Origin of the sequence: Paracoccus solventivorans (assembly GCF_900142875.1) — a bacterium.
Classification (GTDB): Bacteria; Pseudomonadota; Alphaproteobacteria; order Rhodobacterales; family Rhodobacteraceae; genus Paracoccus; species Paracoccus solventivorans.
Genome location: NZ_FRCK01000001.1, coordinates 65,212 through 83,980 on the forward strand (window position 1 = coordinate 65,212; position 18,769 = coordinate 83,980).

The 18,769-nt window shown below is 68.6% G+C and carries 19 protein-coding genes; 6 read left to right on the forward strand and 13 right to left on the reverse strand.

What is annotated here, in order from left to right:
* Positions 1-2: 2 nt before the first annotated feature.
* The 8 genes from BUB57_RS00335 to BUB57_RS00370 all read right to left on the reverse strand — a co-directional run bounded on the left by BUB57_RS00335 (position 3) and on the right by BUB57_RS00370 (position 5,447).
* Positions 3-407 (reverse strand): succinate dehydrogenase, hydrophobic membrane anchor protein, encoded by a 405-nt coding sequence (locus BUB57_RS00335; RefSeq protein WP_073060220.1) that lies wholly within the window; start codon positions 405-407, stop codon positions 3-5.
* Between the two features lie 13 nt (positions 408-420).
* Positions 421-810: a succinate dehydrogenase, cytochrome b556 subunit gene (gene sdhC, locus BUB57_RS00340; RefSeq protein WP_073060223.1), complete on the reverse strand. Its 390-nt coding sequence runs from the start codon at positions 808-810 to the stop codon at positions 421-423.
* Positions 811-967: 157 nt separating this feature from the next.
* Positions 968-1,903, reverse strand: coding sequence for a glycosyltransferase family 2 protein (locus BUB57_RS00345; RefSeq protein ID WP_073060226.1), 936 nt, complete (start codon positions 1,901-1,903; stop codon positions 968-970).
* Positions 1,904-1,907: 4 nt separating this feature from the next.
* Entirely contained in the window at positions 1,908-2,942 is a 1,035-nt protein-coding gene (locus BUB57_RS00350) for a MaoC family dehydratase (protein WP_073060229.1), read from the reverse strand.
* Positions 2,939-3,145, reverse strand: coding sequence for a DUF1737 domain-containing protein (locus BUB57_RS00355; RefSeq protein ID WP_073060236.1), 207 nt, complete (start codon positions 3,143-3,145; stop codon positions 2,939-2,941). Before BUB57_RS00355 ends, BUB57_RS00350 begins: the two co-directional genes overlap by 4 nt.
* Before the next feature lie 14 nt (positions 3,146-3,159).
* Positions 3,160-3,711, reverse strand: a complete 552-nt coding sequence (locus tag BUB57_RS00360; protein WP_073060240.1) for an NnrU family protein — start codon at positions 3,709-3,711, stop codon at positions 3,160-3,162.
* Between the two features lie 36 nt (positions 3,712-3,747).
* The gene (locus BUB57_RS00365; RefSeq protein ID WP_073060245.1) at positions 3,748-4,596 is read right to left on the reverse strand and encodes an HpcH/HpaI aldolase/citrate lyase family protein; all 849 of its coding nucleotides are present in this window, start codon (positions 4,594-4,596) and stop codon (positions 3,748-3,750) included.
* A 104-nt stretch (positions 4,597-4,700) separates the two neighbouring features.
* Complete coding sequence (locus tag BUB57_RS00370) at positions 4,701-5,447, reverse strand: sulfite exporter TauE/SafE family protein (RefSeq protein ID WP_327082956.1); 747 nt, start codon at positions 5,445-5,447, stop codon at positions 4,701-4,703.
* Between the two features lie 141 nt (positions 5,448-5,588).
* On the opposite strand from BUB57_RS00370, the gene mdh reads away from it, so the two are divergent.
* On the forward strand, positions 5,589-6,551 hold the full coding sequence (gene mdh, locus BUB57_RS00375) for a malate dehydrogenase (RefSeq protein ID WP_073060249.1): 963 nt from the start codon (positions 5,589-5,591) through the stop codon (positions 6,549-6,551).
* 137 nt (positions 6,552-6,688) lie between these two features.
* Here the strand turns inward: mdh and capA are convergent, their stop codons facing one another.
* Positions 6,689-8,812, reverse strand: coding sequence for a caprolactamase subunit alpha (capA, locus tag BUB57_RS00380; protein WP_073060254.1), 2,124 nt, complete (start codon positions 8,810-8,812; stop codon positions 6,689-6,691).
* Between the two features lie 137 nt (positions 8,813-8,949).
* A complete protein-coding gene (gene capB / locus BUB57_RS00385) occupies positions 8,950-10,704 on the reverse strand; it encodes a caprolactamase subunit beta (RefSeq protein ID WP_073060257.1) in 1,755 nt (584 codons plus the stop codon).
* A 305-nt stretch (positions 10,705-11,009) separates the two neighbouring features.
* Between capB and BUB57_RS00390 the strand changes: the two genes are divergently transcribed.
* From BUB57_RS00390 to BUB57_RS00400, 3 genes are all read left to right on the forward strand, one after another.
* Complete coding sequence (locus tag BUB57_RS00390; protein ID WP_073060260.1) at positions 11,010-11,966, forward strand: AraC-like ligand-binding domain-containing protein; 957 nt, start codon at positions 11,010-11,012, stop codon at positions 11,964-11,966.
* Positions 11,967-12,364: 398 nt separating this feature from the next.
* Positions 12,365-13,732 (forward strand): purine-cytosine permease family protein, encoded by a 1,368-nt coding sequence (locus BUB57_RS00395; protein WP_073060263.1) that lies wholly within the window; start codon positions 12,365-12,367, stop codon positions 13,730-13,732.
* Positions 13,733-13,883: 151 nt separating this feature from the next.
* Positions 13,884-14,258, forward strand: a complete 375-nt coding sequence (locus BUB57_RS00400) for a HesB/IscA family protein (RefSeq protein WP_073060267.1) — start codon at positions 13,884-13,886, stop codon at positions 14,256-14,258.
* Positions 14,259-14,363: 105 nt separating this feature from the next.
* On the opposite strand, the gene BUB57_RS00405 is transcribed toward BUB57_RS00400, so the two are convergent.
* On the reverse strand, positions 14,364-14,966 hold the full coding sequence (locus BUB57_RS00405; protein WP_073060270.1) for a peptidylprolyl isomerase: 603 nt from the start codon (positions 14,964-14,966) through the stop codon (positions 14,364-14,366).
* Positions 14,959-15,465: a peptidylprolyl isomerase gene (locus tag BUB57_RS00410; protein ID WP_073060273.1), complete on the reverse strand. Its 507-nt coding sequence runs from the start codon at positions 15,463-15,465 to the stop codon at positions 14,959-14,961. The genes BUB57_RS00405 and BUB57_RS00410 overlap by 8 nt, the downstream gene beginning before the upstream one ends.
* Before the next feature lie 203 nt (positions 15,466-15,668).
* On the opposite strand from BUB57_RS00410, the gene BUB57_RS00415 reads away from it, so the two are divergent.
* Positions 15,669-16,871, forward strand: a complete 1,203-nt coding sequence (locus tag BUB57_RS00415; RefSeq protein WP_073061942.1) for a phosphoglycerate kinase — start codon at positions 15,669-15,671, stop codon at positions 16,869-16,871.
* A gap of 500 nt (positions 16,872-17,371) precedes the next feature.
* Here BUB57_RS00415 and BUB57_RS00420 read toward each other — a convergent pair whose 3' ends face one another.
* On the reverse strand, positions 17,372-17,662 hold the full coding sequence (locus tag BUB57_RS00420) for a hypothetical protein (protein ID WP_073060277.1): 291 nt from the start codon (positions 17,660-17,662) through the stop codon (positions 17,372-17,374).
* A gap of 170 nt (positions 17,663-17,832) precedes the next feature.
* Between BUB57_RS00420 and BUB57_RS00425 the strand changes: the two genes are divergently transcribed.
* Complete coding sequence (locus tag BUB57_RS00425) at positions 17,833-18,762, forward strand: class I fructose-bisphosphate aldolase (RefSeq protein ID WP_073060280.1); 930 nt, start codon at positions 17,833-17,835, stop codon at positions 18,760-18,762.
* Positions 18,763-18,769: the final 7 nt, after the last annotated feature.

Below are 18,769 nucleotides of genomic sequence, written 5' to 3' on the forward strand. Positions count from 1 at the left end.
CCTCAGGAAACGACGACGACGGCGGCCGGCGACAGCATCATGCGCGCCAGCGCATAGACGACCGCGGCGATGACGGCCCAGCCGAAAAGATGCGACAGGATGATGGCGACCTTGCGCTCGGCATGATCGAGATAGTCGTCGATCATGATGCGGGTGCCGTTGATATAGTGGTGCATCCCCACCACCAGGAACAGCGCGGTGACGATGGCCGGATAAGGGCGGCTGAAATAGGCCACCACCGCGTCATGCGGCAGGCCGATGGCCGAGGCGACCACAAGGATGAAGGCCGGGGTCAGGATCAGCAGCGCGGCCGAGCTGACGGTCATGCCCCAGTGATGGGCGGTCGAGGCGCCCGGACCGGCGGCGCCCAGTCCCTTGGCGGCCTTGCGGGGGGTGATGTAGCGCATGTGTCTTCCCCTCTCAGATCACGAACAGCAGCAGGGTCAGCAGCGTCAGCCCGACCGAGCCCCAGATCAGCACCCAGCTGGCCTGCCGCGCCTCGGGCTTGGTCATCAGCAGCCGCGCGTCATAGAAGAAATGCCGGATCCCGGCGAGGAAGTGGTACCACAGCGCCCAGACCGAGCCGAGCAGCACCAGATAGCCGATCCAGCTGCGCAGCACCCAGTCGGCGGTGGCAAAGGCGCGCGGCCCGGTCGCGGCGGCGACCAGCCACCAGACCACCAGCAGCAGCCCGGCGACCAGCGCCTGCCCGGTGATCCGGGTCATGATGGATGTGATCGCAGCGATCGGCAGCCTGTAGACGCTGAGATGCGGCGAAAGCGGGCGGTTTCCGCGAGGGATGTCTCCCATGGGCGCTCCTGTCCGAAAAAGCGCGGGCCAAGCTGGCGCGCGGGCTGGCTTGAGTTCGTAAGTCTGTCTAGCCATCCTTTGAGCGCTGTCACGGTCCAGATCAACCCCGGCGACGCTTTGCCCCATGTTAGCGCAATTCGTGATCACAAGCCCCGGCTCAGTGATCACAAACCTGCGGTTTCGTGCTGCGCAGCGGCGGGCCGCCGTGCCGCGACGCAGCAGATGCCGCCAGCCGCGGCCAGTCGATTCCGGCCCCCGCGGCCAGATAACTGCCATCCGCCAAGCCCTTGGCCAGCGCAGCCGCATCGGGAAGCGCCTCGGCCAGCACCGCCGACTCGGGCGCGCCCTGCGCCAGCATCGCCCGCCAGCGCCGGTATTTCCCCGAGGGCTGCGGCCGCCCCGGAAGGTCCGGCGACAGGATCGCGGCATAGCGACGGACCGAGCGCAGGAACTCGGCCGCCGAGCGCATGGGGAAATGCCGCATCCTGATCGCGGTCGGCATCGGCTCGGCGGCGGGGTCCAGCGCGACCGCGTGGCTGCCGGCGGCCAGCCCCCGCAGCCCCTGCGGGCGGAAGATCACCTTGGGCGGCAGGCGAAAGGCGAACCACGGCAGCGCCAGCGGCACCGCGGGATCGGCGTGGCCGCCGGGCGGCAGCAGCGCCCGCGTGCACAGATGCACCAGCGCCTGCTGCCAGCCCGCCTCCTCCAGCGCCTCGAGACTGCCGATCATGTTGTCGCGTTCGCAGCGCAGCACGCGGTCCGCGCCATGCGCGGCCAGCGCCGCGCGCAGATCGCCGCCGGGCGCGACCAGGAACTCGTCGGCATCGGGGGCGGCGATCCATTCGGGCCGCAGCCGCGCGGCCGCATCGCGGACCAGCGCGTCCAGCGCCACCGCCAGCTGGAAATCCGCGGGGTCGTCGCGGGTGACCTCGGCCACCCCGGCGCGGACATAGAGGTCCAGGATATCGGCGGTGCCGTCGGTCGAGCCGTTGTCCAGCACCACCACCCGGTCCACCCCGGCGGCGAGATGGTGTTCGAGGTTCAGGCCGACGATGTCAGCCTCGTCCCGCACCACCATCGCCAGCAGGATCACGGGTTCACCGCGGGATCAGCGCCCAGTAGTCGAGGTCGAGCAGCACATGCGGCGCGTATTTCCCGTCCTCGGCCCGCAGGGTGGTGTCGCCGGGCGCGCCCTTGTGGGCGACCAGCCGCAGCCGGATCGCGCCGATGCCGGGGGCGTCGGTTTCGGCCAGCTCCAGCACCTCGGACCAGGCGCGCACGGTGTCGCCGGCGAAACAGGGGTTCGCGTGGGCGCCGCCGTTCAGCGCCACGATCATCTGCGCATTGGCCAGCCCGTTGAAGGACAGCGCGCGCGCCAGGCTGATGACATGGCCGCCATAGATCAGCCGCCGCCCATCCTCGCGGAAGGTGGCGTCGAAATGCACCTTGGCGGTGTTCTGCCACAGCCGGGTGGCGAGCATATGCTCGGCCTCTTCCACGGTCACCGCGTCCACGTGGTCGATGATCTCGCCCACCGCGTAATCACCCCAGCGGTGCGGCTCTCCGGCCAGTTCAAAGTCGTAGTCGCTGAAATCCAGCCCCTCGGGGACCACCAGATCGGCGGCGGGGACCACGCGGGCCAGGTCCGGCACCACCGGCTCGGGGGCGGGGCTGGCGGCGTCGCGCTTGCGCACCATCACCCAGCGCACATATTCCAGCACCACCTCGCCTTGCTGGTTCAGGCCGCGGGTGCGGACATAGACGGTGCCGGACTTGCCGTTCGAGTTCTGCTTGACCCCGATCACCTGCGATTCCGCGCGCAGCGTGTCACCGGGCCAGACCGGTTTCAGCCAGCGCCCCTCGGCATAGCCAAGATTCGCCACCGCGTTCAGCGACACATCCGGCACGGTCTTGCCGAAGACGGTGTGGAAGGCGATCAGGTCGTCCATCGGGCTGCCGTCCAACCCGCAGCTGGCGGCGAAATCATCCGAGGAATAGATCGCCCCCCGCGCCGGATACAGCGCATGGTAAAGCGCGCGCTCGCCCTCGGCCACGGTGCGCGGCACGGCGTGGCGGATCACGTCGCCGACGCGGTAATCCTCGAAGAAACGGCCCGGATTGGTCTTGCTCATTGCTCACCCAGCTTCATGTCGGGGTGATATTCCCCGTCGATTTCCTTGATCACCGCCTGTGCGCAGCGCATCACCCCGCGCGTGGCGTCATACGAGATGCTGGGCGAGCCGTGCAGCGCCCAGCCCTTCGACAGCGCCAGGCTGATCTTGTGGCAGAAGGCCGAGGTGTCGTCCTCGGTCAGCAGGCGATAGATCGTGGCCATGGCGGTTCCTTTCCTCAGGCGCCGAAGGGGTTGACGCCCAGCAGGATATGGATGCCCGCGACCAGACCATAGACCACCAGCGCGGCGATGGCGGCGATGGCCTCCTTGCGGATCGAGGTTTCCTGCGGCGGCGGGCGCCAGCCGGGCTGGCTGCGGTTGATGACGGTGATTTCCACCAGCGCCCAGGCCAGCAGCCCGCCGAACAGCACCAGCGAGGGCAGGTCGCCGTTGGTCAGCAGATGCGCGAATGCCCACAGCGAGAGCCCCACCAGCTGCGGGTGGCGCATCTGCGTGCCGATGCGGTTCCTGATCCCCGACGAGGCGAACAGGAAGAACGCCACCAGCACCAGCAGATTGTTGATGCCCTTGAGCGCGGGCCCCGCCGCCCACCACATCGTCACGTCGGCCGAGCGGTAGCCGATCACCATCAGCACCACCGACAGGATCAGCGCCGCCGCGACCATGCCCTTGCCGGACTGGCCAAGGCCCCGGCGCGTTCCGGGCGCCAGCCGCTTGAACAGATGCGCACCCCACCACAGCGCGACCCCCACGATCAGCAGAAACATCGGCGGCTCCCTTATCTGGCTGCGCTCAGCCTGCCATCACCCGGCCAGCGCGGCAATCGCATCCGCGCGCGCAAGGGTCTTGCGGGCGGTTTCGACGTGCAGGTTTTCCACGATGCGACCATCCACCACGGCCACGGCCTTACCCTCGGCGATGGCGGCCTCATAGGCCTCGATCTGGCGGCGCGACAGGTCGATCTCGGCCCCGGTCGGGGCGAATGCGGCGTTGGCGATGTCGAGCTGCGCAGGGTGGATCAGGGTCTTGCCGTCGAAACCCATGTCGCGGCCCTGTTCACACTCGGCGCGCAAACCCTCCTCGTCCTTGAAAGCGTTGAACACCCCGTCCACGATCACCAGCCCATGGGCGCGCGCGGCCAGCAGGCACAGCCCCAGCCCCGCCTGCATCCCCAGCCGGTCGGGGCGGTGGCGGCTGCCCAGTTCCTTGGCCAGGTCGTTGGTGCCCATGACCATCCCCTGCAGGCGCGGATGCGCGGCGATGGCGGCAGCGTTCAGCATCCCCAGCGCGGTTTCCATCATCGCCCACAGCGGCCTGTCGCCGGTGATGGCGGCGACCGCATCCAGATCCTCGGGGCGGCTGACCTTGGGGACCAGCACCGCGTCGGCACGGTCGCCAAGACCGGCAGCAAATGCGGCGTCGTCGCGCCCCCATTCGGTGTCGAAGCCGTTGATGCGCACGATCCGCGCCCGCCCGCCGTAATCCTGCGCCAGCGCCGCGCGCAGCAGCTCGCGCGCGCCGGGTTTTTCCGCCGGCGCCACCGCGTCCTCGAGGTCAAAGATGATCGCATCGGCCGCCAGCGTCCGCGCCTTGTCCATGGCACGCTGGTTGGCGGCGGGGATATAAAGAACCGAGCGATAGGGGCGGGTCATGGGGCCGGACCTTTCGAATGGACGCGCAAGAATCGTTCGTCTGCCTGCCCGTTTCCGCCAGAAACGGCAAGCCCCAACATGCTGCAATGCAGCGGATCACTCGTTCAGACCAACGCGTCGCGGATCAGCATGACCGAAACCCCCAGCAGCGCCCAGGTGATGAACAGATAGAAGGCCCGCTGCGGGATCACCCGCACCAGCCACACCCCCAGCCCGACGCTGGCGGCCGCGACCGGCATCATCACCGCCGCCTTGCCCAGATTGGCGCTGCCCAGCTGCCCCAGCGCCGCATAGGGAATCAGCTTGACCGCATTCACCACCGCAAAGAACACCGTGATGGTGCCGGCATAGCTTTCCTTGCCCAGCCGCAGCGGCTGCACATAGACCTGATAGGGCGGCCCGCCGGAATGGCTGACAAAGCTGGTGTAGCCCGCGGCCAGCCCCCACAGGCTGCCCCTGCCCCATTCCGCCCGGCCCCGCGGCCCCTCGACCGGCGCCCGGCGCAGCAGCGTCACCAGCGCGAAGCTCAGCCCGATCACGCCGACGATGCCGCCGACCCAGCGCTCGTCCACCAGGCTGGCGGTGGCCCAGCCCAGCGCCACCCCCGCCACCGCGCCCGGCAGCAGGCAGGCGACCACGCGGCGGTCCCAGTGGCGGCGATAGGCGATCAGCCCGAACATGTCGGATACGACGAATACCGGCAGCAGCACCGCCGCCGCCTGCACCGGCGACATCACCAGCGACAGGATCGGCACCGCCAGCATCGACACCATCGACAGCCCGCCCTTGGACAGCCCCACCAGCGCCGATGCCAGCGCCAGCAACGCCCATGCCCCGCCCGTCAGCTCCACCTTGCCCCGCCTTTTGCCTGTTGCCGCCCGCCCGGGCGGATTTAGCGCAAACACCGCCCCGACGGCCCGTCCTACGCCTTGCGCGGTCGGGGGCAAGGGTCTAGTCGGGCGGGAAATCCATCAGCCAAACGGAGGAACTCCATGGCCCGTCCCAAGATCGCCCTTATCGGCGCCGGTCAGATCGGTGGAACGCTGGCGCATCTCGCCGCCATCAAGGAACTGGGGGATGTCGTGCTGTTCGACATCTCCGAGGGCACGCCGCAGGGCAAGGCGCTGGACATCGCCGAATCGGGCCCGTCCGAGGGGTTCGACGGCAGCTTCAAGGGCACCAACGACTATGCCGATATCGCGGGCGCCGATGTGTGCATCGTGACCGCCGGCGTGCCGCGCAAGCCGGGGATGAGCCGCGACGACCTGCTGGGCATCAACCTCAAGGTGATGAAATCGGTGGGCGAGGGCATTGCCGCGCACGCGCCGAACGCCTTCGTCATCTGCATCACCAACCCGCTGGACGCGATGGTCTGGGCGCTGCGCGAATTTTCCGGCCTGCCGCATGAAAAGGTGGTCGGCATGGCCGGCGTGCTCGATTCGGCGCGGTTCCGGCATTTCCTGAGCCTCGAGTTCGGCGTGTCGATGCGCGACGTCACCGCCTTCGTGCTGGGCGGGCATGGCGACACCATGGTGCCGCTGGCGCGCTATTCCACCGTCGCCGGCATCCCGCTGCCCGATCTGGTCAAGATGGGCTGGACCACGCAGGACAAGCTGGACGCCATCGTGCAGCGCACCCGCGACGGCGGCGCCGAGATCGTCGGCCTGCTGAAGACCGGCAGCGCCTTCTATGCGCCCGCGACCAGCGCCATCGAGATGGCCGAGGCCTACCTGAAGGACCAGAAGCGGGTCCTGCCCTGCGCGGCCTATGTGGACGGCGCCTATGGGCTGAACGGGATGTATGTCGGCGTGCCGACCGTGATCGGCGCCGGCGGCATCGAAAAGATCATCGACATCGAGCTGAACGCCGACGAACAGGCGATGATGCAGAAATCCATCGACGCGGTGAAGGGCCTGGTCGAGGCCTGCAAGGGCATCGACAGCTCGCTGGCCTGATCGCCCCGCACCTGAACGATGAAAGGGCCGCCCTTGGGGCGGCCCTTCTTGCTTCTACTGGTCCGACCGGCCCGCTTTTCTTCATCACCTAAATATCCCGGGGTCCGGGGCAGAGCCCCGGTCCGGCGATGCCCCGTTCAGGCCATCTCGGCCTCGCGTTCGGCGGCAGTGGTGGCGGCGGTGGCGGTGCCCATGGTCAGGACATAGACGCCCGAGGCGTCCAGCTCGCCGCTCCAGCCGGGTTCGATGATGATGGTGGTGGTCACCTCCTGGATCACCGCCGGGCCGGAAATGCGGTCGCCCGCGCCCAGAAGGTCGCCGTCATAGACCGGGGTGTCGTGCGGGATCCCCGAGGCGTCGAAGATCATCGCCCGCGTCCCGATCAGCGCCCCGCGCGCGCCCTGCCCGGCGGGCAGCTCCATCCGGCCGGGCTTGTCCACCCCGCCGGTGATCGCACTTTCGACGTTGACCACCTCGACGGCGCTGTTCGGCTCGGAATAGGTGTAAAGCTCTTCGTGGCGGGCGTGGAAGGCGGCCTTGAGCCGGTCGAGCGAGGCCTCGGTGATCTCGAAGGGCGCGACGTTCACCGTGCATTCATGGACCTGCCCGACATAGCGCATGTCGAGGCTGCGCCCGATGCTGACGCGGTCCTCGGCAAAGCCGTCGCCGGCCAGGTCCTCGCGCCCGCGCGCCTCGAGCCCGGCGAACAGCGCATCCAGCCGCGCCGCCGCCTCGGCTCCTTCCAGCCGGATCGGGGCCGGCGCCATGTAGTTGTATTTCACGTCCGAGATGATCTGGCCAAAGGCACACAGCCCCGAGGCGAGCTTGGACACCAGCACCTTGCGGATGCCCATCTCGCGCGCCAGCGCGGTGATATGGGCGCCGGTGGCGCCGCCCGCGCAGTTCAGCACGAAGTCGCGCGGGTCATAGCCGCGCTCGACCGAGACCCGCCGGATCCCGTTCACCATGTTGTTGTTGACGATGGTGAACATGCCGTAGGCGGCCTTTTCGACGCTGATCCCCAGCGGCTCGGCCAGATGGAGGCGGATCGCGTCGCGCGCCTTTTCCACGTCCAGCGGCAGCCGCCCGCCGACCAGCCCCTGCGGGTTCAGATAGCCCAGCACCAGGTTGGCGTCGGTGGTGGTCGGCATGGTGCCGCCCTTGCCGTAGCAGGCCGGGCCGGGTTCCGAGCCCGCCGACTGCGGCCCCATCTGCATCAGCCCCATCGAATCGATCCAGCCGATCGAGCCGCCGCCCGCGCCCAGGGTTTCCACCTGGATCATCGGGATGCCGATGCGATAGCGCAGGAAGTCGATGTTCTTGGAGACGTTGGCGCGGCCGTCGCGGGTCAGGGTGATGTCGAAGCTGGTGCCGCCCATGTCCACGGTGATGATGTCGCGCATCCCCCAGGGCTCGCCCAGCCACAGCGCCGCCTGCGGCGCCGAGGCGGGACCCGAGTTGATCGCATAGACCGACTGTTCGGTGACGGTGCGGCCCAGCGCCAGCCCGCCGTTCGACTGGAAGTAGCGCACCGGGTGCCGGGCGCCCAGCGACTGGAAATACCCGTCCACCGCCCGGACATAGCGCTGCAGGATCGGGGCCAGATAGGCGTTGACGATCGCGGTCGAGGTGCGGGTGTATTCGCGCACCTGCGGATAGAGATCGCTGCCGACGGTCAGATGCACATCGGGCATCATCTCGCGCACGATCTCGGCGGCGCGGCGTTCATGTTCGGGGTGCAGCACCGACCAGACGAACGAGATCGCCACCGATTCGACGCCCTCGCGCAGGAAATGCCGGCAGGCATCGCGCACCGCCTCCTCGTCCAGGGGCGTGTGGACGCTGCCGTCCGACAGCACCCGCCCGGCGATGCCGCGGCGCAGGTAGCGCGGCACCAGCATGGTGGCCGGGGGATAGTCCGGGTCGTAGCGATAGCCGTCCTCTTTGTGGCCCAGGCGGATCTCGATGCTGTCCTCGTGGCCCAGCGTGGCGATCAGCCCGGTCTTGGCGCCGGTGTGGGTGATCAGCGCGTTCAGCCCGACGGTGGTGCCGTTGATGCACAGATCGGCATTCGAGACGATGGTTTCCGGGGCCAGCCCGGTTTCCTCCTGGATGGTGGCCAGGCCGTTGCGGATAGCCTCGGTCGGGTTACCGGGGGTGGAGAGCGCCTTGAAGATGCGCACGCCCCCCTTGCGGTCGGCCAGGATGAAGTCGGTGAAGGTGCCGCCGGCGTCGATGCCGAGACGATACTGGTTCTGCATGGGTCGATCCTTTCGGGTGTGGGGGGGCGCCGGGCAGGCTTGGGCCGGCATCGCGTGCGGCGCGGTCGGCGGGGGGCTTTCCGCCCCCCACGGCCTGCGGCCTCCCCCCGAGGATATTTCGGGACAGAAGACGAAGATCAGGCGGCGGCGGCGCGCAGCCTTGCGGTCGCGGCCTCGTCGACCGCCAGCGTGTCGCGGTCGGCGATCACCACGCCGTAATCCAGCCGCGCGCCTTCCAGGCTGACCAGCCCGTTGCGCACATCCTCGACCACGCGGGCGATCTCGCGCTCGAACGGGTTGCCGTAGCCGCCGCCGCCGGGGTTCTTGTTGGCGGCGCGTTCGCCGGGGTGGATAGTCTCGATGACGTTTTCGGTGATGACTTTCGTTTCGCCGCCGCGGGTCACCTCGAGCCGGCCGACCTTGGTCGCGACCATGGTGGATTTCGCGCCCGCCGCGCCCATCGCCGGGATCCGCCGCCCCTCGCCAAAGGTGATCAGCGTCATCGGACCGTCCATCGGCTCGACCTCCCAGCAGGTGCCGGAGCCGCCGCGGTTGCGCCCGGCGCCGCCCGAATCCTCCATCAGCGAATAGCGGTGGATGATGATCGGATAGGAATGCTCCAGCATCTCGATGTCGCCCGAGGTCAGCGCGCCGAAGCAGCATTCCGGCCCGCAGGCGTGCCAGCCGTCGCCGGAAGCCGTGGCCCCCGCCCCCGAGATGATCGAGGCCAGCACCATGGTGACGTATTCCTCGTCATGGCGCTTGTCCCAGCCGGCGATGTTGCAGCCGTTGGCATGGCCCCAGCTGGCCGAGACCTTGGCGGGTGCCGCCTGCTCGAACGCCAGCCGCACCGCGTCGGTCAGCGTCTCCATCGGCGTGGTGGTGCAGTTCATGTGCGGCGCGGGGGATTTCGCGTTGCACAGCGTGCCCTTGGGGCCCATGTCGGTGCTGACGCAGCGATAGAGCCCCTCGTTATAGGGGGGCGGCAGCTGCGCGAACATCATCAGCCCCAGGTAGACGCCCGAGTGGCTGTTGCCTTCGTAGCTGTTGATGAAATACGGCACCTGCGGCGGCGAGTTCACCGCGATATGGCAGTTGTCGCCGGTGATGGTCACCGTGGCGGTGATCTCGAAATCGCCGAAGCCGTGGCCGGCATCCTCGAGAATGGCGGTGCCGGAATAGGTGCCGTCCGGCACCTCGGCGATCAGCTTGCGCATATGCGCCTCGGCCATGTCCAGCAGTTCCGCGATGCAGTCCTGCACCACCTGCTTGCCGTATTTGTCCATCATGCGGATCAGCGCCCGGGCGCCGACTTGGCAGGCGCCGATCAGGGCGTTGAAGTCGCCCTCCTGGTCGCGCCGCGCGCGCATGTTGGTCAGCAGCAGGTTCATCACGTCGTGGCGCGGACGGCCCTTGTCCCAGATCTTGACCGGGGGAATCCGCAGCCCTTCGGCAAAGATCTCGGTGGCGTTGGGGTTGTAGCCCGCGGGCACCGGGCCGCCGATGTCGGTCAGATGGCCCTTGCAGACCGTCCAGAACACCAGCTCGCCTTCGTAGAACACCGGCATGTACATGCAGGTGTCGATGATGTGGCTGCCGCCATAGGCGGGGTCGTTGTGCAGGATCAGGTCGCCTTCGTGGATGTCGCCCTCGAAGAACCCGGCCACCGACTTCATCGCCGGGATCAGCGAGCCTAGGTGGATCGGGATGTCCTGCCCCTGCAGGATCATTTCCGGCGTGTGGTTGAACAGCGCCGTCGAATAATCATGCGCCAGGTTGAAGACCGAGCTGCGCGCGGTCTGTTCCAGCGTCAGCGTCATCTCGCGCTGGGTGGTCTCCAGCACTCCGCGGACCACGGAAAGCGTGATCGGGTCAACATTGCGTCCTGTCATGTCCTTGGGCTCCTCCCCAGATGGGTGGGCGGCGCGGCGGGGCTTGCGCCCCCGCGGGCAGCCGCCCGGCATCGGCCCAGACTGACCGGGGAAAACCCCGATTTCTTGCAGCGCAGCGAGTGTTTTCTTGCCGATCCGGGAACTGCCGCCGCGGGACTTGTCGCAGGGCGCATCAGGATTTGCCGCTGCGTGCAGTCGCCGCCGGGATTTGTTGCACCGCAGGCCCCCGCGGCGCTAGACTGCCCGGCACAGTGCGGTCAGGAGGAGGCCGCGACGCCGGTCACGCGCTTCGAGGAGGAAGGCGCATGGAGATTGCAGTCTACAGCACCGCGTCGACCGCGGCGGCGCAGCGCGCCGCGGAATGGAGCCGCGTGATCGCGGACACCTATTTTCCCCTGCAGCTGACCTACCGCGACCCGGGCGGTTTCTCAGGCGAGCTGGAACGGCGGCAGATGGGCCAGGTCTCGCTGTCGCGGCTGGCCACCGCGCCGATGCAATACGAGCGCCACGCCCGTGACATCGCCCACAACAACCCCGAGGAATATCTGGTCACCGTGCCGCGGCGCGGGCCGGTGGATTTCTCGCAGATGGGGCGCGAGGTGCGCTGCGCCCCCGGCGGGCTGATTCTCGAACGCGGGGACGAGCCCTATCGGTTTTCCTACACCCAGCCCAACGAGCTCTGCGTGCTCAAGGTCTCGCGGCCGATGCTGCTGGAACGGCTGCGCGACCCGGACCGGTTCTGCGCGCAGGCGATCGACGCGCGCAGCGGGCTGTCGGCGCTGCTGGTCAGCATGATGGGCCATCTGCAGGCGCTGTCGGCGGCCGAATCCCACGCCGCCAATGTGCTGGGCCGCCAGATCGTCGAGGTGCTGGCGCTGGCGCTGGACGAGCGTTCCGGCCCCGAGGATGCGGGCGCGATGTCGGCGGTGCGCGCCGGCCATCTGCGCCGGGCCGAGCGGGTGATCCGCCAGAACCTGTCCAACCCGGCGCTGTCGCCCGAGTTCGTGGCCGGGCAGTGCGGGATCTCGAAACGCTACCTGCACGAGCTGTTCGGCGATACCGACAAGACCGTGGCGCAGTTCATCCGCGAAGAGCGGCTGATCGTGGCCCGCAACGAGATCGCGGCCTCGCAGGGGCTGGCGCTGGCCGAGATCGCCTATCGCTACGGGTTTTCCGACCAGGCGCAGTTCTCGCGGCTGTTCAAGGCGCAGTTCGGGATGACGCCCTCCGACTGGCGCCGCCGCGTCCGCAGCGCGGGCTGAGCCCGCAGCACGCGGCCTTTCCGCCCGATCGCCTCGTGGCGCCGCGGTCCCCTGCTCGTTCTTCCTTGTAGAAATATCCCACGGGGGCATGGGGGTGTGAAACCCCCGTCCGGCCGCGTCGCCCGGACCGGCCCCGCATTTCCCCCCGGCTTTCGCCCAGCGACAAGAAATCGCACGCGCAAGCGCAAGACGGACCCCGCCCCGCCTGCCCACCATGCCCGTCACCGAAGCCGGGAGAGAGCGGCGGCCGCGAAGAGGAGATCGCGGGCGCATCACCGACAGATCGAACCACAGCGGCCTGCGTGCTGCCGGCGCGCCCGTGTTGCGGGTGCTGCACCCGGCCGTGCGGCCCGGCCGCGCTGTCCCGGCATGTGTCTGTTTTCAGGGAGGAAACCACAATGTCCACACCCGCCGATGCCGCCCCCGACGAGGCGCTCGAGCTTGAGTTTTCCGACCGCCCCGTGCCGCCCGACCAGCGCATGAGGCGGATGCCGCTGACCATGGCCTGGTGGTCGGTCTGTTCGGCGATGTTCTATCTGGTGGTCTCGGCGACGCTGGCGCTGGCCTATGGCTCGGTCAACGCGATCATCGGGCTGGTGCTGTCGGTCGCGGCCTATGCGGCGGTCAACGCGGTGCTGGTGCGCCACGCGATCCGCACCGGGCTGTCGGTGTCGCTGTTCTCGCGCATCCTGCTGGGGCGCACCGGCGCGGCCATCGCCACGCTGATCTTCTTTGCCACCGCGATCTATTACGCGGTGTTCGAGGGCTCGGTCATCGCACTGGCGCTGCAAAGCTATGCCGGGATCGGCTATCCGCTGGCGGCGCTGATCGTGGTGGTCTATTCGGTGGCGCTGATCTTCGGCTCGATCCAGAACTGGCTGGACAAGCTCAACGGAGTGCTGCTGCCCTTCTACCTGATCGGGCTTCTGGCCGCGGTGGTGCTGGCGGTGGCCGAATACGGCTATTCGGATGCCTGGCTGAACCTCGGCCCCGAGGGCGGCGCCAGGCCCGGCGGCTGGTGGGATTGCTTCGTCGCCTTCATGGGCGTCTGGATCCTGATGATGTTCACCTATGACTATGCCCGCTTCGGCCGCCCCGAGGACGCGGACTATCACGCGCGGATCAACTTCGGCGCCCCCTTCTATCTGGTGGCGTTCCTGCTCAACGGGCTGGTCGGCATCTTCCTTGCCGCCAGCCTGCCCACCGAGGGCGGGGTGACCGAGGTGTCGGTGGTGCTGGCGCTGATCCAGCTGATGGGGCTGGCGGGGCTGGGCTTCGTCTGGATCAGCCAGACGCGGATCAATACCGCCAACTACTACCTCGCCGCCGTCAACATGGAGAGCTTTGCCCAGACCGTGTTCCGGCTGAAGCTGCCCAAGGTGTTCTGGGCCTGCGTGGTGGGCGCGATCTGCTATGTGCTGATGCTGGCCGATGTGTTCGCCTATATCCTGCAGGCGCTGGCCTATCAGGGCATCTTCGTGGTGGCCTGGGTCGGCATTGCGCTGGTCCATATCCTGACCGAGGGCCGCGCCGGCGCCGAACAGGACCGGGTCAGCTTCCGCCTGCGCGACACAAGGGCGGTGAACCCGGCCGGGCTGGGCGCCTGGCTGCTGGGCGCGGGCGCCGGGCTGGTGCTGCATTTCGCCCCCGGCGCGCTGGCCAGCCTGTCGGCGCCGGTGACCTTCGTCGCCGCGGCCGTGGCCTATGCGGTGCTGAACCGCGGCCCCGCCGCCGCCCGCGCGGCCGAGCTGGCCGGGCGCGGCTGACCGGCACGCCCCCGCCCTGCCCCCAGGGGCCGCAGCCCCGCGCTGCGGCCCTTTCGCGTTCCGGCCAAGCCCGCGGCCTGCTTGAGTGCGGGACAACGGCTGACTATGTAGAGGGCTACCCGACCGAAAGGGTCAGCCTGAAAGGTCCCCGATGTTCTCGATTCCCGGCAAACCGCCCGTCAGCATCACCCCCGCCGCCGAGGCGCGGATCGCCCGGCTCATGGCCGACAAGGGCGCGGCAGGGCTGCGCATCGGCCTGAAGAAAGGCGGCTGCGCGGGTATGGAATACACGATGGAGCTGGCCCAGGCCGCCGCCCCCAATGACGAGGTGGTGGAACAGGGGGGCGCGCGGGTGCTGATCGCGCCCACCGCGCAGATGTTCCTGTTCGGCACCGTCATCGACTATGAAAGCGGGCTGCTGGACAGCGGCTTCCGCTTCGTGAACCCGAACGTCACCGAAGCCTGCGGCTGCGGCGAATCGATCCGTTTCGAGCCGCTAGAGGGCTCGGCCGCCCGCCGCAGCTGAGACCCGCCGACCCAAATGATAAAACCGGCCCGGACCCGTGTCCGCGCCGGTTTTTCCTTGCACCCGGGCCTTGCCGTGGCAGGGGCCCGGGTACGGTCCCCGCCGTTATTCGACGATGGTGACCTTGGCCATGTAGTCGGGCTCGTCCACCTTGCCGTTGAAGCGCGGATCGCCCTTCTTGATCGCGTTCAGCACGTCCCAGCCCTCGATCAGCCGGCCGACGACGGTATATTGCCCGTCCAGCGAGGGCGTCGCCGCAAAGTTGACAAAGAACTGGCTGTTGGCGCTGTCGGGGCTTTGGCTGCGGGCCATGCCCACGGTGCCGGGCAGGAAGTTCTGGTCGCTGAACTCGGCCTTGAGGTCGGGCTGCTCGGACCCACCCATGCCAGCGCGGGACAGATCGCCGCCCTGCTTGCCGAACTGAACGTCGCCGGTCTGGGCCATGAACCCCTCGATCACGCGGTGGAACACCACCCCGTCATAGGCGCCGGCGCGCGCCAGCTCGGTCAGCCGCGCGACATGGCCGGGCGCCTTTTCCGGGTTCAGGTCCAGCACGATGGTGCCCTTGGCCGCGCCCGAGGCGTCCGCGACCTCGATCACCATGTTCGGGCCGGGGCCGTCCTCGGACGGCGGCGCCGCCACGTCCTGCGCGGCGGTCATGCCGGCGGCGCCAGCCGCCAGCGCCACGGAAAGCAGCAGCTTACGCATCGGCAGCCACCTTGACCGAGATCATCCGGTCCGGGTTCGCCGGCGGCTCGCCCCGGGCGATCTTGTCCACATGCTCCATCCCGGAAATCACCTGCCCGTAGACGGTGTATTGCCCGTTCAGGAAGTCATTGTCCTTGAAGTTGATGAAGAACTGGCTGTTGGCGCTGTTGGGGTTCTGCGACCGCGCCGCCCCCAGCGTGCCCCGCGCATGCGGGATGCGCGAGAACTCGGCCGGCAGGTCCGGCAGCTCCGAGCCGCCGGTGCCCGCGCGCCCGGGGTTCCAGCCCTGTTCCATGTTGGCGTGTTCCACGTCGCCGGTCTGAGCCATGAAACCGTCGATCACCCGGTGAAAGGCGACGTTGTCGTATTTGCCGGCCCGCGCCAGCTCTTTCATCCGCGCGACGTGCTGGGGGGCGACGTCGGCCAGAAGCTCGACCACCACCGGGCCGTCCTTCAGCTCGATGATGATCGTGTTCTCGGGGTCCTTGATCTCGGCCATCGGATCTTTCCTTTGGTTGGGTGCCCGTTGGTTGGGTGCGGGGCAAGGTCTAGGCCGCGCGCGGCCGCCGCGCAACGCCCCAGCCGCCACAGGGCCGCGCGGAATCATCAACTCGTCCTGACGCAGAGTTGACGCGCTGGACCGCTTGACGGACAACGCGGGTGACGAACGCGGGCCGACCCCGCATTGCAGGAGAAATGCCGATGGCGCGCTTCAACACGCTGGACGACATGGAGCTGGACGGCAAGGTCGTGCTGACCCGGGTGGACGTGAACGTCCCGGTGGAAAACGGCCAGGTCACCGATGCGACGCGGATCGAAAAGATCGTGCCGACCGTCAAGAAAATCCAGGAAAAGGGCGGTATTCCGGTGCTGCTGGCGCATTTCGACCGCCCCAAGGGCCAGCGCGTCGATTCGATGAGCCTGCGCCAGATCCTGCCCGCGCTTGAGGCCGCCCTGGGCCAGCCGGTGGGTTTCGCATCCGAGGCGGTGGGGGGCGATGCCAAGCGCGCGGTCGCGGCGCTCAAGCCCGGTGACGTGCTGTTGCTGGAAAACACCCGCTTCTATCCGGGCGAAGAAGCCAATGAGCAGGTTTTCGCCGCCTCGCTGGCCGCGCTTGGGCAGGTTTACGTCAACGACGCATTTTCCGCCGCCCACCGGGCGCACGCCTCGACCGAGGGGCTGGCGCGGCTGCTGCCCTCGGCCGCCGGTCTGCTGATGGAGGCCGAGCTGAACGCGCTGGACGCAGCGCTGGGGAACCCGGAACGGCCGGTGGTGGCGGTGGTGGGGGGCGCCAAGGTCTCGACCAAGCTCGACCTGCTGTCGAACCTGATCCGCAAGGTCGATCACCTGGTGATCGGCGGCGGCATGGCCAACACCTTCCTGGTGGCCCAAGGGATCGAGGTCGGCCGCAGCCTGGCCGAGCGCGACATGGCCGACACCGCCCGGCAGATCCTTTCCGACGCCAAGGGCGCGGGCTGCACCATCCACCTTCCGGTCGACGTGGTGGTGGCGCGCGAGTTCGCGGCGAACGCCCCGCATGAGGTGGTCGCCGCCGATGCCTGCCCGGTCGATGCGATGATCCTGGACGCCGGCCCGGCGACGGTGGCGAAGATCCGCGAGGTCTTCGGCCAGTGCCGCACGCTGATCTGGAACGGCCCGCTGGGCGCCTTCGAGATCGAACCCTTCGACGCCGCCACCAACGCCGCCGCCGCCGCCGCCGCCGAGCTGACGCGCGAGGGGCGGCTGGTCTCGGTCGCCGGGGGCGGCGACACGGTGGCGGCGCTGAACAAGGCGGGTGTCGCGGACGACTTCACCTTCATCTCGACCGCCGGCGGGGCGTTCCTCGAGTGGATGGAGGGCAAGGACCTGCCCGGCGTCGCCGCGCTGATCGCCTCGAAGCGTTAGGCGGGGCGGGGGCGGCAGATTTGCGCCGTCGCTTGCCCATCGGCCCCCAAGCCTACACCGGAAGCCGATGGGGCGATGCCGTCCGCTAAGCGTAAAGAACAGGTTGGACCAAGGGGCAGCGATGCGGTGGATTGCACTACCCCTTGCCGGTGGCACGGGCTCCCAACGGCCTGTGCAGGGGTGCTGATATTGCAATGCCCATGGCGTTCTTAAAGACATGGGCCGGCGTTCACGGTAGTGCCTGACCGACCGGTGCGAAACGCGTGCGGCGCGTGGCTGAAGGTCAGCTTTATTTCACCCGACGCTCTTGGCCTGCCCGCCCTCATCTCTTGAATACAGCACAACCCCCGCCGCAACGACGGGGGCTCAGTGTTGCGTCCCGAGGCCGCGCCGCCGGAACGCAATGGCCCCCGCCGCGAAGCGGGGGCCTGCCCCTTACTCCGCGGGCGCGGGCGTGATCGCGCCTGCGTGACCGGCGCCCGCCGCTGCGCCTTGTCCCCTTACTCCGCGGGCGCGGGCGTGACCGCGCCGCCGGGGGCGGCGGGGGCGGTGTCCTCGGCGGGCTGGCCGCCGGGCGGGGTCACGGTGGGGTTGGGCACGGCGGTGTCGGGGACCGGCTCGGCGGTGCCGCCAGGGGCCACCACCTCGCCCGTCAGCGGATCCTCGCCGCCGCCCAGGGGCAGCAGCACCACCGCCAGCAGCACCGCCACCGCCACGGCGATGATGATGCCCCAGATCGCGGGGCGGTGCTTGCGCACGGAACGGGTCGGGTCGTTTTCGTTGTAGGACATGGCTGCCGGTCCTTTGTTGCAGTGGTTGCGATCAAACGCCCCGCCCCCGCCGGGCGTTCCACCGCCCCCGGCGCCCGGCCCGCACCGGTGGCGTTAGCGCAACCGGCCTTTCGCTTTGGCGCCCGTCTGCTATGGACACGGCCAATCCATGAACCAGCGGAGCCAGTCCGATGCAGATGACCGATACCGTCAAGAAGATCCTCGCCAACTACGAGGGCGAGAACCCCGGCGTAAAGGGCAACCTGGCCCGGATGCTGATGACCGGCAAGCTGGCCGGCACCGGCAAGATGATCATCCTGCCCGTCGACCAGGGGTTCGAGCACGGCCCCGCCCGCAGCTTTGCCAAGAACCCGGCGGGCTATGACCCGCATTACCACTATCAGCTGGCCATCGACGCCGGGCTGAACGCCTATGCCGCGCCGCTGGGGATGCTGGAAGCCGGCGCCGACACGTTTGCCGGGCAGATCCCGACCATCCTGAAATGCAACAGCGCCAACAGCCTGATGTCGGACACCGCCGGCAAGAACCAGGCGGTGACCGCGACCGTGCAGGACGCGCTGCGGCTGGGCTGCGCGGCCATCGGCTTTACCATCTATCCCGGCTCGGACATGGCGCTGGACATGTTCGAGGAAATCTCGGCGCTGCGGGCCGAAGCGGCCTCGGTCGGGATTCCGACGGTGATCTGGTCCTATCCGCGCGGTGAGGGGATTTCCAAGGACGGCGAGACCGCGATCGACATCGCCGCCTATGCCGCGCAGATGGCCGCGCTGCTGGGCGCCCATGTCATCAAGATCAAGCTGTCCACCGACCACCTGGAAAACAAGGACGCGAAAAAGGTCTATGAGGAACAGGGGATCGACATCTCGACCCAGGCCGCGCGGGTGAAGCACTGCATGGACGCGGCCTTTGCCGGGCGGCGGCTGGTGGTGTTCTCGGGCGGGGCCGCCAAGGGCGCAGATGCGGTCTATGATGACGCGCGCGCCATCCGCGACGGCGGCGGCAACGGCTCGATCATCGGGCGCAACAGCTTCCAGCGCTCGCGCGAGGATGCGCTGGACATGCTGGGCAAGCTGGTCGACATCTATCTCGGCCGTGCCTGATCGCGAT

Coding starts and splice junctions, on each gene's coding strand:
- BUB57_RS00335 (WP_073060220.1), bottom strand. CDS start 407: ATGCGCTACATCACCCCCCGCAAGGCCGCCAAGGGACTGGGCGCCGCC.
- sdhC (WP_073060223.1), bottom strand. CDS start 810: ATGGGAGACATCCCTCGCGGAAACCGCCCGCTTTCGCCGCATCTCAGC.
- BUB57_RS00350 (WP_073060229.1), bottom strand. CDS start 2,942: ATGAGCAAGACCAATCCGGGCCGTTTCTTCGAGGATTACCGCGTCGGC.
- BUB57_RS00355 (WP_073060236.1), bottom strand. CDS start 3,145: ATGGCCACGATCTATCGCCTGCTGACCGAGGACGACACCTCGGCCTTC.
- BUB57_RS00360 (WP_073060240.1), bottom strand. CDS start 3,711: ATGTTTCTGCTGATCGTGGGGGTCGCGCTGTGGTGGGGTGCGCATCTG.
- BUB57_RS00365 (WP_073060245.1), bottom strand. CDS start 4,596: ATGACCCGCCCCTATCGCTCGGTTCTTTATATCCCCGCCGCCAACCAG.
- mdh (WP_073060249.1), top strand. CDS start 5,589: ATGGCCCGTCCCAAGATCGCCCTTATCGGCGCCGGTCAGATCGGTGGA.
- capA (WP_073060254.1), bottom strand. CDS start 8,812: ATGCAGAACCAGTATCGTCTCGGCATCGACGCCGGCGGCACCTTCACC.
- capB (WP_073060257.1), bottom strand. CDS start 10,704: ATGACAGGACGCAATGTTGACCCGATCACGCTTTCCGTGGTCCGCGGA.
- BUB57_RS00390 (WP_073060260.1), top strand. CDS start 11,010: ATGGAGATTGCAGTCTACAGCACCGCGTCGACCGCGGCGGCGCAGCGC.
- BUB57_RS00395 (WP_073060263.1), top strand. CDS start 12,365: ATGTCCACACCCGCCGATGCCGCCCCCGACGAGGCGCTCGAGCTTGAG.
- BUB57_RS00400 (WP_073060267.1), top strand. CDS start 13,884: ATGTTCTCGATTCCCGGCAAACCGCCCGTCAGCATCACCCCCGCCGCC.
- BUB57_RS00405 (WP_073060270.1), bottom strand. CDS start 14,966: ATGCGTAAGCTGCTGCTTTCCGTGGCGCTGGCGGCTGGCGCCGCCGGC.
- BUB57_RS00410 (WP_073060273.1), bottom strand. CDS start 15,465: ATGGCCGAGATCAAGGACCCCGAGAACACGATCATCATCGAGCTGAAG.
- BUB57_RS00415 (WP_073061942.1), top strand. CDS start 15,669: ATGGCGCGCTTCAACACGCTGGACGACATGGAGCTGGACGGCAAGGTC.
- BUB57_RS00420 (WP_073060277.1), bottom strand. CDS start 17,662: ATGTCCTACAACGAAAACGACCCGACCCGTTCCGTGCGCAAGCACCGC.
- BUB57_RS00425 (WP_073060280.1), top strand. CDS start 17,833: ATGCAGATGACCGATACCGTCAAGAAGATCCTCGCCAACTACGAGGGC.